Here is a 17,946-nt window from a genome sequence, read left to right as displayed (position 1 = left end):
CGTCAGCACACTGCCCGACACTGCGCCCTTCACCGCGAAACACTGCGAGAAATTCAACCCGAAATATGCACATCGTAATACTAGGAGCAGCAGAAAGTGGGGTAGGGGCGGCGCTGTTGGCGCAAGCCAAAGGCCACGCCGTTTTCGTGTCTGATGGGGGAGCTATTAAGCCAGCCTATAAGGAGAAGCTGACGCAGGCTGGTATTCGCTTCGAGGAAAACCAGCATACGCTGGAAGAAATTCTGCGCGCCGACGAAGTGGTAAAAAGCCCCGGCATTCCGGAAAAGGCCCCCGTCATTCAGGCTCTGCGTGCCAAAGGAACGCCCATTATCTCCGAAATCGAGTTGGCGGGCCGCTATACGCAGGCCAAGTGCATCTGCATCACCGGCACGAACGGCAAGACGACGACCACGCTGCTCACCTATCATTTACTGAAGGAGGCTGGCCTGAACGTAGGGTTGGCCGGCAATGTGGGCTACAGCCTCGCTGAGCAGGTTATGGAGGATAAGCACGACTACTACGTGGTGGAGCTGAGCAGCTTTCAACTCGACGATACCCACGATTTTGCCCCCTGGCTGGCTATTCTGCTCAATATCACCCCCGACCACCTCGACCGCTACGGTTACAACTTAGAAAACTATGCGGCAGCCAAAATGCGTGTTGCCCGCAACGTAAGCCGCTATTTTATCTACAATGCCGGCGACCCGGAAACGCGCAAAGCGGTAGCCGCTTCGGCTTACGAGAAAACCGCTTTGGCCTTTGATCAGCAACAGAATAGTGAAGCGGGCGAAAACTTAGCTGCTTGGTACGGGCAAGATGGCACGCTTCAGCTGCATTTGCCCGAATGGGCCCAAGGTCAGGTGGAGAGCATTACAGTGGACAACTCGCCGCTGATTGGTCAGCACAACCAGCAGAACATGGCGGCGGCTATCTTGGCGGCCCGCGTTGTGGGGCTGAGTTCCGAGCAGATTGAGAAGGGCTTGGTTTCCTTCAAAAATGCCCCCCACCGCCTACAATTAGTTGGGGAAATCAATGGCGTTAAGTTTATCAACGACAGCAAAGCCACGAATGTGGAAGCGGCGTGGTTTGCCCTCGATGGCGTGCAGCAGCCCATCATCTGGATTGCGGGCGGCACGGATAAGGGCAACGATTATACTTCCCTGCTGCCGCTGGCCAGGCAAAAAGCGAAAGCGCTGATCTGCCTCGGCGTGGATAACGAAAAGCTGAAAGCCAGCTTCGGCACCGTTGTTCCGCACCTGGAAGAAACCCAAAGTATAGAAACCGCCGTGCGCCGCGCCGCCGAGCTAGCCGCCCCCGGCGACGTGGTGCTGCTCTCGCCTGCCTGCGCCAGCTTCGATCTATTTAAGAACTACGAAGACCGTGGGGGGCAATTTTCTGCCGCCGTGGAAAAGCTTATGAGTGAATGGGCGAATGAGTGAATGAGTGCTCGGTCATTCTACTCGCTTCAATTACGTCACTCATTCACCCATTCACTCATTCGCCTATGGAACCCGTAAAACTCTGGCTGCAACGCAACCTCAAAGGCGACCCTATTTTGTGGGGCATCGTGCTGCTGTTTTCTTTCATCAGTATTGCCGTGGTGTATTCGGCCACCGGCACGCTGGCTTACAAGAAGATGGGGGGCAATACGGAGTACTTCCTGGTTAAGCACACGGGTCTGATCTTCGTGGGACTGGCCTTTATGTGGCTGGCGCACCGCATCGACTATCGGTACTACTCGCGCCTGTCGCTGTATGCGCTGCTGCTCTCGGTGCCCTTGTTGCTGTTTACCTATTTCATGGGCTCGAATATCAACGAAGCCTCGCGCTGGCTGACTATTCCGGTTATCAACCAAACCTTCCAGCCTTCCGACTTGGCCAAACTGGCCCTGATTTCTCATTTGGCAAGTATGCTCAGCCGTCGGCAGCAGCATGTGCAGGATTTCAAAACGACGCTGCTGCCCGTAATGCTGTGGGTGGGTCTTATTTGCGGCATTATTATCATGAGTAATGCCTCTACGGCGCTGCTGTTGTTTGCCACCTGTCTGCTGCTCATGTTCATCGGCCGCGTGCCACTCAAGCAGATGGCGGTGATGGTGCTTATTGGAGCGGTTGTGGGTGGTATTGGCCTTTCGTCGGGTCAGCGCTACAAAACGGTACTTACTCGTATTGAGAGTTTTACCGACAAGACCAAGCCGGTGCCTTTTCAGCTGGAGCACAGCTATATCGCCATTGCTACGGGCGGTATCAGTGGGAAAGGCCCTGGTAAAAGCACCGAGCGCAACATTCTGCCCCACCCGTATTCCGATTTTATCTACGCCGTTATCATTGAGGAATATGGCCTGATTGGGGGCGTGGTAGTGCTGTTTTTGTATCTGGCTTTCCTCTATCGGGGCCTGAATACCGTAATCCATAGCTATGGGGCCTTTGGGGGGCTTTTATCGGCCGGACTAACCTTTAGTCTGGTTTTGCAGGCGATGGTAAATATGGGCGTGGCCGTGGGCCTTGGGCCTATCACGGGCTTGCCGCTGCCCTTGCTGAGTATGGGCGGTACCTCCTTGATATTCACGGGTATTAGCATCGGTATTATCCTGAGCGTCAGCCGTGGTGAACGGGAAATTCGCCCCATGACGGGTGAGCCTGAGGACACAGCACGCATTCCCAAGAAAACCGCCTACGCGTAACTACATAGGTTACTCTACACAATTCTTTAGTACAGCCTACGCTTACATGCCCAAGTCGAATCTTCAGTTTATTTCTTCGCATGCCGCGCCCTACCGCATTATTATCAGCGGCGGGGGCACGGGGGGGCATATTTTTCCGGCGGTGGCCATCGCCAACGAGCTGCGGCGGCGTCAGCCGGAAGCCGAAATCCTGTTTGTGGGCGCCAATGGTCGCATGGAAATGACCCGGGTGCCCGAGGCCGGCTACGACATTGTGGGCCTCGATATCAGCGGCTTACAGCGCCGCCTGACGCCGCAGAATCTGTTGTTTCCGCTGCGGGTGATTCGGAGTGTAAAAAAGGCACGTAAAATCATTGAGGAGTTCCGCCCTGAAGCGGTTGTGGGCGTTGGCGGCTACGCTTCGGCTCCTATTTTATTGGCCGCCGCTTCGCGGGGAATTCCGGCCCTTATTCAGGAACAGAATTCCTACGCTGGCTTAGTAAATAAGCTGCTGAGTCGGCGGGTAAGCCGCATTTGTGTGGCTTATGATGGCATGGAAAAGTTCTTTCCAAAAGATAAGCTGGTACTGACTGGCAACCCTGTTCGCACTGAAATTGCCTCCGGAGACCGTACCGAAGCATTAAAGTTTTTCGGCCTTTCGCCTGACAAGAAAACGCTGCTCGTGATTGGCGGCAGCCTTGGCGCCCGCACCCTGAACGAAGCTACGGCCGCTGCTCTGCCTCGCCTGAAAGCGGCTGGAGTTCAGCTGCTGTGGCAAACGGGCAAACTCTACTATCCGAAAGCACTGGAGCAGGCCGCGCCATTCGCCGCCGACGGCATTCAAGCTTTAGAGTTCGTGCAATGCATGGACCTTGCCTATGCCGCCGCCGATGTCGTGGTTTCGCGGGCTGGTGCTTTGTCCGTGTCTGAGCTGTGCCTTACCGGCAAGCCGAGTTTGCTGGTGCCTTCGCCTAACGTGGCCGAAGATCATCAGACCAAAAATGCCTCGGCCCTGGTTCGCCATCAGGCTGCCATACTCGTCACGGATGCGGAAGCGCCCGTTCGCCTCTACGATGAGGCGCTGAGCTTACTAGCCGACGAGTCGCGCCAGCGGCAGCTAAGCGCTAACGTGCGCCAGCTCGCCCGCCCCGACGCTACGGCCGCCATTGTAGATGAACTACTCACTATCATGGACCGCCGATGAATCCTGTAGCCGCATTTCCCTACGTCTATTTTCTCGGCATCGGTGGCATCGGTATGTCGGCGCTGGCGCGGTGGTTCCAAGCCAATGGTCACCAGGTGAGCGGCTACGACCGCACGCCAACGCCACTCACGGAAGCCTTATCGGCCGAAGGCATTGCCGTGCATTATGCGGATGCAGTAGAGAATATTCCGGCGGAGGTACGTGAAAATGCCCCCCAGACGCTGGTTGTGCTTACGCCGGCAATTCCTGCGGGCCATCAGGAGTGGGCCTGGCTGCGCGAAAAAGGCTACGATATTCGCAAGCGCAGCCAAGTGCTGGGTTTGCTGACTCAAGGCAAGCGCACCATTGCCGTAGCCGGCACCCACGGCAAAACCACCACTTCGTCAATGGTGGCGCACTTGCTCCACCACGCGGGCGTCGACTGCTCGGCCTTTCTGGGGGGCATTTCTGTGAATCTTGGGTCGAATCTACTCTTAAGCAATGGCGCAGACGCGGGTTCTAAGCCTGTTGTAGTGGAGGCCGATGAGTATGACCGCAGCTTTCTGACATTGCACCCCGATGTAGCCATCGTAACCAGCACGGATGCCGACCACCTTGATATATATGGCACTCAGGATGCCCTAATAGAGTCCTTCCGGCAGTTTGTGGGCCAGATAAAGCCCGGCGGCACGCTGTTGCTCAACCACACTGCCGATGCTAGTGTAGCCACCGCGGTTCCTGCTGACGTGCAGGTCATTCATTATGGTCTGGAAGTAGGTCAGGGGGCAAATCTGTACGCCGCGAATGTAACGGCCCATGGCCACCAGTTTCGCTTCGATGTGCATAGCCCACACGGTAACCTGACTGATTTGCAGCTGACTGTGCCCGGCTTCCACAACGTGGAAAATATGCTCGGGGCCATTTTTGCTGCCCAACTGGAAGGCGTAAATGCCGGAGAACTTGCAGCTGCCGTAGCGGCTTATCGGGGCGTAAAGCGTCGCTTTGAGTTTATCGTCACCACAAAAAATAAGGTTTATGTTGACGATTATGCCCACCACCCACGCGAAATCGAAGCTTTCCTTCGTTCCCTACGTGCGTTGTACCCGCAGAAACGTCTGCGCGTCATCTTCCAGCCCCACCTTTTTACCCGCACCCGCGACTTTGCTCCTGGCTTCGCCGAGAGCCTGAGCCTAGCCGATGAGGTGGTGCTACTCGATATATATCCCGCTCGTGAGCTGCCGATTAGCGGAGTTACTTCCGAGTTGATTCTGTCTCAAATAACAGCTCCCAAGAAGTCATTGCAAACCAAGGAGCAAGTCTTAGCGGCGGCCGCTGCCGATAATGATTTTGACGTGCTGGCTACCGTTGGGGCCGGTGATATAGATCAATTGGTGCCTCAGCTACGAACCATTTTAACCAGCCGCTGGCATGAAACTCAAGCCTAACGCCAAAAATTATCTGTTTGCAGCGGCTTGCCTGTTGCTGCTCATCGGCTTGGCCGTGTTTGCGGGCCTGCGCCAAGCCAACCGTCCCGTGGGTCAGGTTATCGTGACCATCAGTAACGAATTCAACAACTATTTCATCAGTGAGCAGGAGGTAACCGCCTTGCTCACGCGTAATGGCTATCAGCGCCTGGAAGGTGCCCGACCCGAAGAATTAAATCTGAAAGCCCTCGAAGCCCGACTGAAAGCGCACAGCTTTGTGCGTGAAGCAGAAGTATACCGCGACTTGGCCGGCAACCTGCACGCCGACGTGCGCCAGAATCGTCCCATCGCCCGCCTGATACACGCCGACACCCGCCGCGACAGCTACCTCGACGCCGAGGGCCATGAGTTGCCGCTTTCACCTCTGTTCACAGCCCGCGTTGTGCCTGTAGCTCGTCAGGGCGGAGCTCCCATTCCCGCTACGTTTTTTCGTGACTCCACGGGCCGCCGCTACCTCGAAGTATTGCGCTACATCGACGAGCACCCCTTTTGGCGGGCTCAAGTGGCTGAAGTATTTATTGGGCAGAATGGCAAACTTGCTTTTACCCAGCAAATAGGAGATCAACGAGTAGAATTTGGGTTTCCAGAGAATATTTCAGAAAAATTCGCGAAACTAATGGTATTTTACCGGCAAATTCCCCCAGTTTTAGGATGGGATACATACCACCGCGTCAATGTCGAGTTCAAAGACCAGATCATTTGCGAATAACTATACAATCTCTGTAACGCCTAAAAAGGCCCTTTAAGCGCCCGAAATAGCGTTTTTTTAGATACACACTGCAACTTCCCGCAAACCCTGCCAGTACCTACCCCATGCAAAACGATAAAATTGTAGTCGGCCTCGACATCGGCACCACCAAAATCTGCGTCCTGGTAGGACGCAAAAATGAGTTTGGCAAACTTGAAATCCTCGGTATGGGTAAAGCCGTGTCGGAGGGTGTGGTGCGCGGTATTGTATCCAATATTGACAAAACTGTAGACGCGATTAAGAAGGCAATTCGGCAGGCAGAAGAGCAGTCTGGTATCAATATCGGCGTAGTGAACGTTGGTATTGCCGGTCAGCATATCAAGAGCCTGCAGCACAATGGCAGCATCACGCGGGCTTCGCAGGATAGCGAGATTACCGTGGATGATGTCAACCGCCTGACCAACGATATGTACCGCCTGGTAACTCCGCCCGGCTCCGAGATTATCCACGTAATGCCCCAGGACTACAAGGTGGATTACGAGGAAAATATCATGGATCCGGTTGGGATGTCGGGTGTGCGCCTGGAAGGCAACTTCCACATTATTACTGCTCAGAGCACCGCCATCAACAACATCAACAAGTGCGTTACCAAAGCCGGGCTTGAAATTGATAATCTGATTCTGGAGCCGCTGGCATCAAGCATGTCGGTGCTAAGCGAAGAGGAAAAGGAAGCCGGTGTAGCCCTGATTGATATCGGTGGCGGCACTACCGACTTGGCGATTTTCAAGGATGGTATCATTCGTCACGCGGCGGTACTGCCTTTCGGTGGCAACATCGTGACTTCCGATATCAAGCAAGGCTGCCTGGTAATGCAGAACCAAGCGGAGCAGCTGAAAGTGAAGTTTGGAAAGGCCATTGCGGAGGAAGCCTCTGATTACGAGATTGTAAGCATCCCAGGCTTGCGCGATCGGGCTCCTAAGGAGATTTCCCTAAAAAACCTCGCCCACATCATTGAGGCGCGGATGGAGGAAATTGTGGAGTTGGTGTATGCCGAGATTCAGCGTACCGGCCACGCCGATAAGCTGGCTGCCGGTATTGTACTAACCGGTGGCGGGTCGCAGCTCCAAAACCTAGTGCAGCTCACCGAATACGTAACAGGTCTGGATACCCGCATTGGATACCCCAATGAGCACCTGGGCAAGAGCCGCATTGAGGCTGTAAAGTCGCCGATGTATGCTACTACCGTCGGCTTGGTGTTGGCTGGCTACCGTTCAATTGATGAGCGCGTGAGCCGCAGCTACGAGCCCGAAGAGCAAACCTATCGCCCCGCTGCTCCTGAGCCGCGCATGGAAGCGCCTGTTATTGCTGCCGTTCCACAAAAAGCCCCCCAGGCGCCCGTACCACCCAAAAAGCCATCCGGTGCCGGCAAGTTCTTTCAGGATATCATCAGCCGCACCAAAGGCCTGTTGATCGACGATTTTGACGATAAGCAATACTAAATGGCCAAATGGCTAAAGGGTTAGAGGTTAAATGGTTGGCTGTTCAACGAGATTCGGGAACAGCCAACCATTCAGCCATTCAACCACTTAGCCATTCAACCCACAGCCATTTAACCATTTAGCCATTCACCTCATGAATTATAAATTCGATATTCCTTCCACTTCAAAGTCTATCATCAAGGTAATTGGTGTGGGCGGCGGTGGTTCTAACGCCGTGAACCACATGTTCAGCCAGGGCATAAAGGACGTGGAGTTCATTATCTGCAATACGGATAAGCAGGCGCTGCACAGCAGCACCGTGCCTACCAAACTGCAGATCGGCGTTGACCTTACAGAAGGCCTTGGTGCTGGCGCTAACCCTGAGCGCGGCAAACAGGCCGCCATCGAGAGCCGCGAGCAGATTCGGGAGCTACTCAGCAACGGCACGCGCATGGTGTTCATCACGGCCGGTATGGGCGGTGGTACCGGCACCGGCGCTGCGCCCGTTATTGCCAAAGTGGCTAAGGAGCTAGGCATTCTGACCGTAGGCATCGTGACCGCTCCGTTCCTGTTTGAGGGTAAAAAGAAGCGTCAGCAGGCCGAGCATGGCATTAAAGAGCTAAGCGAGAACTGCGACACGGTGCTCGTGATTCTCAACGATAAGCTCCGCGAGATTTTTGGCAACCTGCCTATTCGGGCGGCTTTCGCGAAAGCGGATAACGTGCTGAGCACAGCGGCCAAAAGTATTGCCGAAATTATCACGGTAACCAGCGAGGTGAACGTGGACTTTGAAGACGTGAAAACCGTCATGAAGGACTCGGGGGCAGCCGTTATGGGCAGTAGCATCACCGATGGCGAAAATCGTGCACAGCGCGCCGCCGAGGAGGCTTTGGCCTCGCCGCTGCTCAACAACACTGATATTCATGGCGCGCAGAAAATTCTGCTCAGCATTATGTCGGGTGATCAGGCTGAGCTGGAAATGGATGAGCTGACCGAAATTACGGAGTACATCCAAGACAAAGCCGGGCAGGACGCTGAAGTTATCTTCGGCCACGGCATCGATTCGACTTTGGGGCAGAGCATCCGCGTGACGGTTATTGCTACGGGTTTTGCCCGTGATGCACACACCATCAACACGGGTTTCGTTAACAATAAGGTCGCGGAGGAGCAAGAGCCTGATCCTCAGATCAACTTGTTCGACAAAGACCGTCAGGAAGCGCCCGCTGCACCGATTGTGCCTACGTTTGGCACGCCGGCTCCTGCACCGGCGCCTGCCCCGGTAGAACCGCCCAAGGTGACTTTTGATCTGGAAACGTCGGTTTCAAACTATGTGCCGCCCGTAGCTGCGCCCTCGTCGCCGGCTCCGGAACTTGTGGCTGTGCAGCAGCCCGCGCCGCAGCCCCAGCAACATGTTGCGCCGCGCCCTACACTGGATGCCCGCGCTGAGGAACGTCGCCGTCGTCTTCAGGACTTAAGCAACGGGTTGACCAATGACGCCATCAAGGATCAGCTGGAAACCCCCGCTTATCTGCGTCGGCATGTGAAGCTGGAAAATGTAACGCCATCAAATGAGCGCGATATTTCCCGCTTCAACCTTTCCGACGATAATGAGCTGTTAGGCGACAATCGGTTTCTGCATGACAATGTAGATTAGGTTTTACCTGACAAACATAAAAGACAGAGGCCGCTGGAGAATCTCCAGCGGCTTCTGTCTTTTATGTTTGTTTGCTAAGGTTGGGCAAGCGTGTCAATTACGGCAGAATTAGAATCTTGCCGAATGGGATCTGCTAGCTCCCTATCGGGACTGAGCGTACGTGCGCCGGACGAGCTTGTCGTGCTACACGATCCTAATACGGAGAGAGCGGCTAACACAAGAAGGAGAAACGCCTTTTTCATGGCTGGGGGGCAATTTTGAGCCTCCTGAAGTTAAGCTGAAACGTGGGCTACTTGTTTGCTGTGAACACAATATCGCTGACAAAAAAAAGCCGTTGGTCAGGCCTGACCAACGGCTTTTTTGGACTTACTGCTGGCCCTGTCCCTGCCCGTCGCCGCCCGACTTCTGGTCGTCGTTGCGGATGCTCTTTTTGGGGCGGCTAGCGCGGTTATCCATTTTACCAAATTGGTAATTGAAGCTCACGCGCACCCCACGGTTGTACACGTAGTTGTTGCTGCGCGAAGTAAAGCGGGCAGCGTCCAGCTCATTACGGAAGCGAATGGTGCGGTTGAATGGATTGTCCAGGCCTAAGCTTATACTGCCTTTCTTCTTGAAAAGCTCTTTTTTGGCTGCAATGCTATAGTACTGGTAAGCCGAGGTGCGACCTTGCAGCTGCACGCGTGGAGAGTTCAGGAAGCCTGAGAACTGCGCACTGTAGCCTTTGTCGAACTGATAGGACGACGAGATGTTGGCATTGTACATCAGGCCACTATTGCTGGTATTTAAGCTCGAGCTTTTGAGAGTTACATAATAGGTATTCACGTTGCCGTTCACGGTCCACTTTTCCGTCAGCTTTGTCGAGCCAAACACGCTCATCCCATAAGTAGCATTGCGGGCTACGTTCTGAAAAGTGGTATAAATTACCTGAGCCCCGGTAGTGTCGGTTGTAATAAATCTCTTAAGCGGTTCAAGGCTTGACACACTCTCAATAGCGTTATTGGTGCGGCGGGAGTAGAGCGAGAAATTCAGGTTACTCTTTTTGATATACGTGCTGTATCCCAGCTCGTAGGAATCGGTCAGCTCGGCGTCCAGATTGGGATTGCCGGAGGAGAAGATGCGAGGGTCGCTGGTGTTCAGATAGGGGTTCAGGAAGTAGATATTAGGGCGCTGCACACGCCGCGTATAGCTCACCTTTAGCTTCTGGCTTTTATCCTTGCCAAAGTCGCGGGAGGCTACAACGCTGGGAATAAAGTTGGTGTACTGCTGGCTAATTTCGGTGTCGTTGGAGAAGAAGTCGCCGCCGATGCGGGTGTGCTCCACGCGGGCGCCCACCTTGAAGCTGTACACTTTTTGCAAGCTAAAGCCGTAGGTGCCGTAGCCCGAGTACACGTCCTGATTATAGCGAAACTGGTTGGTACGGTCGGGGAGAAGCAGGAAGCCGCGGCCATCCACGCTATCCGCTTCGATCTGATAATCGGTGTTTACCTGGCGCAGAATGGATTTGGCACCTATCTCCAGCGTGCTGGTACTGTCGATGGGCTGCACGAGGTCGGCCTGGAAAGTGGCTTCCCGGTTGCGGCTGTCGTTGAAGCTCTGCTCGCGGTAGTCGGGTTCGATAAGCTCGGGCCGGAATTGATCGAGGTCGTATTCGTTCAGGCCTTTATTGACGCTGTAAAGAGCCAAAACGCTGAATTCCTGGCGGGGCTTGGCCAGCGTTTTGGTGTAGCCGAAGTTCAGATCAAGGTTGCGGTTTTGGTTGTCGACTTCAATATCGCGGCTGTAAATGTCGGGGCCAGCGCTGGTGATGTATTCCGAGCTGAGCGTGCGGGGGGCATTAAAGCGAAACAGATTGCCGCGGGCACTGATGTTGAAAGCATCCTTGGGCGTGAGGTCGTAATCGGCGCCTACCTGGCCATAAAGTCCGCCGCCGAGGGTACGATTTGTACTAAGTTGGGTCAGCGTGGCTATTGTGGTGGTGCCCTCAAAATCGCGGCGGAATGTCTCACCCCGGCCGCGGTTATAAAAGCCAAAAGAGCCCAGATTCGCATTGACGCCTACTTTGCCTTTGCGCGCGTTCAGGCTGGTGTTCAGGTTGCTGGAGCGCGTGCCGGCCGACACGTTCACCGACCCATTCACGCCGGCCAGGTCGTTTTTCTTTAAAATAATGTTAATAATACCCCCCGTGCCTTCTGCATCATACTTAGCAGAGGGCGAGGTAATCACTTCTACGGTTTTGATCTGGTCGGCCGGAATCTGACGCAGCGCATCGGCCACGGATGAGGCCACGATGGTGCTGGGCTTGTTGTTGATAAGCACGCGCACGTTGGACGAGCCGCGCAGCTCCACGTTGCCATCCAGATCTACGGCCAGCAGCGGTACTTTCTTGAGTACATCGGCCGCCGTGCCGCCGCTGTTTGTGATGTCCTTATCGGCGTTGTAAACGATGCGGTCGACTTTGTTTTCCACTAGCTCCCGCTCGCCCGTTACCTTCACTTCACCGAGCTGCTGGGTGGTGGCAGCCAGCGAAATGCCTCCCAGGTTCACCTCACCGTCAGCCAGACGCACATTATCAAGCACCTTCGTTTGGTAGCCGACAAAGCTGATGCTGACCTTGTAGGTGCCGGGAGCCAACTTGCTGAAGGCAAACCTGCCTTTATCGTCACAGATGCCGCCATCCACCGCTTTGTCGGTGGTCTGATCGAGCAGCGCGACGGTCGCATATTCTACGGGCTGACCGGTTTTGCTATCCGTAACGGTGCCGCTGAGGCCGGCCGTGCCACGTGGGGCAGCTGGCGGCGTAACCAACGCCGGCCGTGAGGTAGAAGGAGAGGCTGGGGCCGTCTGGGCAAATGTGTGAAAGGACAGGCCGAGTCCAGCCAGCAACAACGGTAATGTGTGTTTCATGAAATAAAGGCAGAAGGGCCGGAAGGCGCTTATCTTGTTTTTCGACTAATGGAGGCCGGATGGGGCCAAAACCCGGAATTTCCGGGTGGCTAGCATAAAGTACTTTGGAGATAAAGGTAAAAAGTGATACAGCGCAGCTTGGAAGAGAGGCGATTAGCGAAGAAAAAGCCCCCCAGCCGCTATCGGTAATTATCAGATTTGCCCTACAGACAAGTATTCAAGCGTTGAGTTGCTTGTAGTGTTTACGGACGAGATAAATTTTATAAAATAAGCGTCAGAAGCATAGAAAAAGCCCCTCAGCGGTAAGCGCCGGGCCTGCTAATGCGAACACGCAGGCGCTTATTGCTGGATATGTATCTTCGCCCGACTTCCCGCTCGGCCATCGCCTATTCATGTATCGTTACTTTACTGCCCTCCGCGCCGAGTACACGCCCTTACTGCTGTTTGCAGGCCGCTGGCTGCTGATTTGCGCCATCGTCGGCGGACTCGCTGGCACGGCCTCGGCGGGTTTTCTGGTGGCGCTGGATTATGTAACGAACTGGCGCGAAGCCCACCGTTGGATTATTGCCTTGTTGCCGCTGGGGGGCTTTCTGGTGGGATTACTATACTACTATTTCGGCCGAAGCGTGGAAGGCGGCAACAATCTGCTGCTCGACGAAATTCATTCTCCTCAGGCCACCCTGCCATTTCGGATGGTGCCGCTCGTACTCATTGGTACGCTGCTCACGCATTTGTTCGGCGGCTCGGCTGGCCGCGAAGGTACCGCTGTACAAATGGGCGGCGCGTTAGCCGACCAACTCCGCGGCCTACTACGTCTGCGTCCCCGCGACCGGACCTTGCTGTTGGTTACGGGCGTCAGCGCAGGTTTTGCCTCCGTGTTCGGCACACCGTTGGCGGGCGCCGTTTTTGGGCTGGAAGTATTCCTGATTGGCCGGCTGCGCTACGATGCCATTCTGCCCAGCTTTCTGGGGGCTATTTTCGCCGATTATGTCACGCGTCACTGGGGAGTGGGGCACACCGCTTATCCGCTGCTGGCGGTTCCGGCGCTGTCACCGCTCGGGCTGCTCAGCGCCGCCTGTGCAGGTATTGTCTTTGGGCTGGCAGCCCGAAGCTTTAGTGGCCTTACGCACCTGGTGGGGGGCTTTTTTAAAAAGTTTATTGCCTGGCCACCGCTCCGGCCGGTAGTTGGTGGCGCGCTGGTAGCCTTGGCCGTGTGGGCTTTAGGTACCACGCGCTACATTGGCCTGGGTGTTCCCGTCATTGAGGAAGCGCTTAAAATACCGGTGCCGCCCTACGATTTTTTACTCAAGCTTGTGCTCACAGCCTTCACTTTGGGTGCCAGTTTTAAAGGCGGCGAAGTGACGCCCTTGTTTTTTATTGGAGCCACGTTGGGCAATGTATTGGCGCCTGGCTTAGCTTTACCTATGCCGTTGCTGGCGGGCATGGGTTTTGTGGCTGTATTTGCCGGCGCAGCCAACACCCCACTCGCTTGCACGCTTATGGCTATGGAGCTATTTGGCCATGAATGCGGCCTGTATGCGGGCTTGGCCTGCGTGGTCAGTTATCTGTTTTCAGGCCATCAGGGTATTTATGGGGGGCAAATGATTGGGCAATCCAAACACGGGTTGTGGGCCCGCCAGCAAGGAAAGCGCCTGCGTGATTTGTAGCCGATACGCTACCGCCTAAAATGCCAGCAACTGCGTCACTTGCTCCTCCAGCAACTGCTGGTACAGTGGATTCGTTAGCTTTCCATCTGCACTCAAATACTTATCAATAGCCGGCAAACGAACGCGTGCCGGCAGCACTGCCGTACCCAGATACATCAGGATATCCGTCAGATGGCTCAAGGCTAAAATGCCGCCCTGCACCCCGGTTGAAACTCCAATCAAGGCCGCCTTTTTGCCGCGAATACCGCCAGGGTAGGGCAAGCCATCAATAAATGCTTTCAACACGCCGGGGAAAGAGCCGTTGTATTCCGGCACCACGAACACCAACTTGTCGGCGTTATTAGTCAGTTCGAAAAGCTCGTTGAAGCCATCGTGCCGACCTGTATTCGCATACAGAGCCGAGGTAATGAAGTCGGAGGGCAAATCGGTGAGGTCCAGAAGCTGGCAGTCGGCGCCTTGGTTTTTAAGCAGTTCAGCGTATAAAACGGCCACCCGACGGGCCCGGGAATTCGGACGGTTTGTCCCGATGATGATAGTAATCATGTGCGTGAGAGCGGAAAGTAGAGGGCAAAAAAGAGGGCGAAACGGAAGCCGTTTCGCCCTCTTTTACTATAACAGCACAACCCTACGCTAGGTTGTCAGAAGTAGCTTTTGCACTAATAAACTCGCGGTTCATCAGGGCAATGTTTTCGAGCGAAATGCCTACTGGGCACTCCGCAGCGCACTGGCCAATGTTGGTGCAGGCACCAAAACCTTCTTTGTCCATCTGCGCTACCATGTTCTCTACACGGGTTTTACGCTCTACCTGCCCCTGTGGCAACAAGGCCAATTGAGAAATTTTAGCAGATACGAACAGCATAGCCGACGCGTTTTTGCAGGCTGCTACGCAAGCGCCACACGAAATGCAGGTAGCGGCCTCAAATGCCTTATCGGCAATGTTCTTCGGAATCGGAATCTCGTTACCATCAGGTACGCCGCCCGTGTTCACGCTGATGTAACCACCAGCCTGAATAATCCGGTCGAAGGCCGAGCGGTCTACGCTCAGGTCGCGGTTTACGGGGAAGGCGTTGGCGCGCCAAGGCTCAATGGTAATCGTGTCGCCGTCGCTGAACTTGCGCATGTGAAGCTGACACGTAGTAGTGCCCTTCTCCGGGCCGTGCGCACGACCATTGATAAACAGGTCGCAGGAGCCACAAATGCCTTCGCGGCAGTCGTGGTCGAATGCTACGGGCTCGTCGCCTTTGAGCAATAAGTCCTCATTGAGCACATCCAGCATTTCCAGGAAAGACATTTCGGGCGAAATATCCTTCACTTGATACTCTACTATTTTGCCCTCGCTATTACGGTTGCGCTGCCGCCACACCTTAAGCGTAAGGTTCATCGGTTTTGCATTAGGGTTATTACCGGCCATTTTATATAAGAAACTGAGAGTTGAAAGGAGAGAAGTGAGATGGAAAACCAAGATGAAAAGTATCTGACCAATGTCTCACTTCTTTCTTCTTGCTTCCCACTTCCGGGCTTACTTGTAGCTACGCTGCGTGAGTTTTACGTTTTCGAATTGTAGCTCTTCCTTGTGAAGGGTTTCGGGCTGATTATCACCCGTCCATTCCCAAGCAGCTACGTAAGCGAAGTTTTCGTCGTCGCGCAGAGCTTCGTTTTCGGGCGTTTGGTACTCCTCGCGGAAGTGACCACCACAACTTTCTTCGCGGTTCAATGCATCGTCTACCATAAGCTCACCGAGCTCCAAGAAGTCGGCCACACGACCAGCAATTTCCAGCATTTGGTTCAACTCTTCATTGGTGCCCGTTAGCTTTAGGTCAGACCAGAACTCGCGGCGCAGCTTCTGAATCTCCTGTTTAGCAAACTGCAAGCCCTCAGCATTGCGGCTCATACCACAGTGGTCCCACATAATGTGACCAAGCGCTTTATGAAACTCGTTCGGCGTACGGGTGCCCTTGATGCTGAGCAGCTTCTGGGTACGAGCGTGTACTGCCTCCTCAGCCTCTTTGAAGGCTGCGTGCTGCGTGGTAACGGGCGTGGGGGGCATTTGTGCTAGGTAATCACCGATAGTATAGGGGATTACAAAGTAGCCATCTGCCAAGCCTTGCATAAGAGCCGAAGCACCCAGGCGGTTAGCACCGTGGTCGGAGAAGTTGCACTCGCCGGTAGCGTACAAGCCTGGGATGGAAGTCATCAGGTTGTAATCTACCCACAGGCCACCCATGGTGTAATGCACCGCTGGGTAGATGCGCATCGGCAGCTCATAAGGATTCTCGGCGGTGATTTTCTCGTACATGGCAAACAGGTTGCCGTACTTCTGACTCACCTTATCTACACCTTCACGCTTAATAGCGTCAGCAAAGTCGAGGTAAACAGCCAAACCCGTAGAGCCCACACCGCGACCTTCGTCGCAAGCCTGCTTGGCGTTGCGCGAGGCCACGTCACGAGGAACCAGGTTACCGAAAGAAGGATACTTGCGCTCCAAGAAGTAGTCGCGCTCTTCTTCGGGAATATCTGCCACCCGAATTTGCCCCCCACGGAGGCGTTCAGCCATTTCCTTGGTCTTGGGCACCCATACACGGCCGTCGTTACGCAGCGACTCCGACATCAGCGTCAGCTTCGACTGATAGTCACCGGATACAGGAATACAGGTGGGGTGAATCTGCGTGAAGCAGGGATTAGCGAAGTAAGCGCCTTTCTTGTGCGCACGCCAGGGCGCCGTTACATTGCAGTACTTAGCGTTTGTGCTCAGATAGAATACGTTACCGTAACCACCCGTAGCCAGCACTACAGCATGAGCCGCGTGCGTTTCAATCTCACCGGTAATCAGGTTGCGCGTTACAATACCACGGGCTTTGCCATCTACTACTACCAACTCCAGCATTTCGGAGCGGGTGTACATCTTCACTTTGCCGTAAGCAATCTGACGGCTCAAAGCAGAATAGGCACCCAGCAGTAGCTGCTGACCAGTTTGCCCCCGCGCATAGAAGGTTCGGCTTACCTGCGCACCACCGAAGGACCGGTTAGCCAGCAACCCACCGTATTCGCGGGCGAATGGAACACCTTGCGCAACGCATTGGTCAATAATATTCACCGATACCTGAGCCAAACGATACACGTTTGCTTCGCGGGAACGGTAGTCACCACCTTTAATAGTATCGTAGAACAGGCGGAATACTGAGTCGCCGTCGTTCTGGTAGTTCTTCGCAGCATTAATGCCGCCCTGCGCCGCAATAGAGTGGGCGCGACGAGGCGAATCGTGGTAGGTGAAAGCTTTTACGTTATAGCCCAGTTCTGCCAGCGATGCAGCCGCAGAAGCGCCTGCCAAGCCCGTACCTACAATAATTACGTCGTACTTCCGCTTGTTAGCGGGATTCACAAGCTTCACATTGAACTTGTGCTTCTCCCACTTTTCGGCGAGAGGCCCCTCAGGAATTTTGGAATCCAGATTCATCGTAATACGAGGTTAGGACTATTTAAAAAAGTAGAAGTACAGCGGCATCGAGGCAAAGCCAGCACACACGACGATGGCGAAAATGTAGCCGATGACGCGAATGATAGGTGTATACTTGCGGTGGTTCAGGCCTAAGGTCTGGAAGCCGCTACGGAAGCCATGAATGAGGTGATAGCACAAGGCTATCTGGGCGCCCACATAGAGCAACACATACCACCACTGTTTGAAAGAGGTGACAACCAAAGTATACAGGTCGTCATTGTTGTTGATGTCTGGATCGAGGTCACCGAAGCGGGCCCGATAGAAGAAGTTGTACATGTGTACGATCAGGAAAATCAGGATCAGGGTGCCGAGCAGCGCCATGCTGCGCGAGTACCAGGGGCTGTTTTCCGAAGGGCGGCTATCTACGTAGCCTACTTTGCGTGCGGCACGGTTGCGCGCGGCCAGGGTATACGACTCATAAATATGAAAACCAAAGCCCAGCACCAATACCCACTCCAGCGTCCGGATTACCGGGTTGGTACCCATAAAATGGGAGTAAATATTGAAGGCCGCTCCACCATCATCCTTAAATAACTGGAGGTTGCCTACCAAATGCACAACAAGGAAAGTGCAAAGGAAAAGGCCCGTGATGGCCACAATTACCTTGCGGCCAATACTGCTAGTAAACGTCTTCGTAATCCAACTCATAGGAGTTATTGGTGATTTTGGAAAGGTCGGTTGTATATGGTCAAAGGTAAGGGCCGACCAAGTACGAAACAATCGACATCCG

Annotated in this window: 13 protein-coding genes; 8 read left to right on the top strand and 5 right to left on the bottom strand. The window is 54.4% G+C overall.

The genetic code is table 11. The annotated features are described in order from the left end of the window. Positions 1-65: 65 nt before the first annotated feature. From murD to ftsZ, 7 genes are all read left to right on the top strand, one after another. The gene (gene murD / locus IEW06_RS11770) at positions 66-1,439 is read left to right on the top strand and encodes a UDP-N-acetylmuramoyl-L-alanine--D-glutamate ligase (protein WP_188548322.1); all 1,374 of its coding nucleotides are present in this window, start codon (positions 66-68) and stop codon (positions 1,437-1,439) included. A gap of 65 nt (positions 1,440-1,504) precedes the next feature. Beyond that, the gene (locus tag IEW06_RS11765) at positions 1,505-2,683 is read left to right on the top strand and encodes an FtsW/RodA/SpoVE family cell cycle protein (protein ID WP_187732696.1); all 1,179 of its coding nucleotides are present in this window, start codon (positions 1,505-1,507) and stop codon (positions 2,681-2,683) included. A 46-nt stretch (positions 2,684-2,729) separates the two neighbouring features. Further along, the gene (gene murG / locus IEW06_RS11760) at positions 2,730-3,866 is read left to right on the top strand and encodes an undecaprenyldiphospho-muramoylpentapeptide beta-N-acetylglucosaminyltransferase (RefSeq protein ID WP_188548321.1); all 1,137 of its coding nucleotides are present in this window, start codon (positions 2,730-2,732) and stop codon (positions 3,864-3,866) included. Beyond that, entirely contained in the window at positions 3,863-5,290 is a 1,428-nt protein-coding gene (gene murC / locus IEW06_RS11755) for a UDP-N-acetylmuramate--L-alanine ligase (protein ID WP_187732695.1), read from the top strand. The genes murG and murC overlap by 4 nt, the downstream gene beginning before the upstream one ends. Continuing rightward, complete coding sequence (locus IEW06_RS11750) at positions 5,274-6,038, top strand: cell division protein FtsQ/DivIB (protein WP_187732694.1); 765 nt, start codon at positions 5,274-5,276, stop codon at positions 6,036-6,038. The genes murC and IEW06_RS11750 overlap by 17 nt, the downstream gene beginning before the upstream one ends. Before the next feature lie 104 nt (positions 6,039-6,142). Then, complete coding sequence (gene ftsA / locus IEW06_RS11745; RefSeq protein ID WP_187732693.1) at positions 6,143-7,516, top strand: cell division protein FtsA; 1,374 nt, start codon at positions 6,143-6,145, stop codon at positions 7,514-7,516. Positions 7,517-7,649: 133 nt separating this feature from the next. Continuing rightward, positions 7,650-9,149: a cell division protein FtsZ gene (ftsZ, locus tag IEW06_RS11740; protein ID WP_187732692.1), complete on the top strand. Its 1,500-nt coding sequence runs from the start codon at positions 7,650-7,652 to the stop codon at positions 9,147-9,149. A gap of 366 nt (positions 9,150-9,515) precedes the next feature. Here the strand turns inward: ftsZ and IEW06_RS11735 are convergent, their stop codons facing one another. Next, complete coding sequence (locus tag IEW06_RS11735) at positions 9,516-12,053, bottom strand: TonB-dependent receptor (RefSeq protein ID WP_187732691.1); 2,538 nt, start codon at positions 12,051-12,053, stop codon at positions 9,516-9,518. Positions 12,054-12,445: 392 nt separating this feature from the next. Here IEW06_RS11735 and IEW06_RS11730 point away from each other — a divergent pair, with 392 nt between their 5' ends. After that, positions 12,446-13,720 (top strand): voltage-gated chloride channel family protein, encoded by a 1,275-nt coding sequence (locus tag IEW06_RS11730; protein ID WP_187732690.1) that lies wholly within the window; start codon positions 12,446-12,448, stop codon positions 13,718-13,720. Between the two features lie 15 nt (positions 13,721-13,735). Here IEW06_RS11730 and IEW06_RS11725 read toward each other — a convergent pair whose 3' ends face one another. The 4 genes from IEW06_RS11725 to IEW06_RS11710 form a co-directional block, all read right to left on the bottom strand. Continuing rightward, positions 13,736-14,263 (bottom strand): NADPH-dependent FMN reductase, encoded by a 528-nt coding sequence (locus IEW06_RS11725; protein ID WP_187732689.1) that lies wholly within the window; start codon positions 14,261-14,263, stop codon positions 13,736-13,738. Between the two features lie 82 nt (positions 14,264-14,345). Beyond that, positions 14,346-15,101, bottom strand: coding sequence for a succinate dehydrogenase/fumarate reductase iron-sulfur subunit (locus IEW06_RS11720; RefSeq protein WP_187732688.1), 756 nt, complete (start codon positions 15,099-15,101; stop codon positions 14,346-14,348). 138 nt (positions 15,102-15,239) lie between these two features. Beyond that, positions 15,240-17,174, bottom strand: a complete 1,935-nt coding sequence (locus IEW06_RS11715) for a fumarate reductase/succinate dehydrogenase flavoprotein subunit (protein WP_187732687.1) — start codon at positions 17,172-17,174, stop codon at positions 15,240-15,242. Between the two features lie 18 nt (positions 17,175-17,192). Further along, positions 17,193-17,864 carry a succinate dehydrogenase cytochrome b subunit gene (locus IEW06_RS11710; RefSeq protein ID WP_187732686.1) on the bottom strand — a complete coding sequence of 224 codons (672 nt, stop codon included), beginning with the start codon at positions 17,862-17,864 and terminating at the stop codon, positions 17,193-17,195. Positions 17,865-17,946 lie beyond the last annotated feature (82 nt).

Source organism: Hymenobacter qilianensis (assembly GCF_014638675.1).
GTDB lineage: Bacteria > Bacteroidota > Bacteroidia > Cytophagales > Hymenobacteraceae > Hymenobacter > Hymenobacter qilianensis.
The sequence above is the reverse complement of the archived record's forward strand: the minus strand, read 5'-3'. Positions and strand labels throughout refer to the sequence as shown.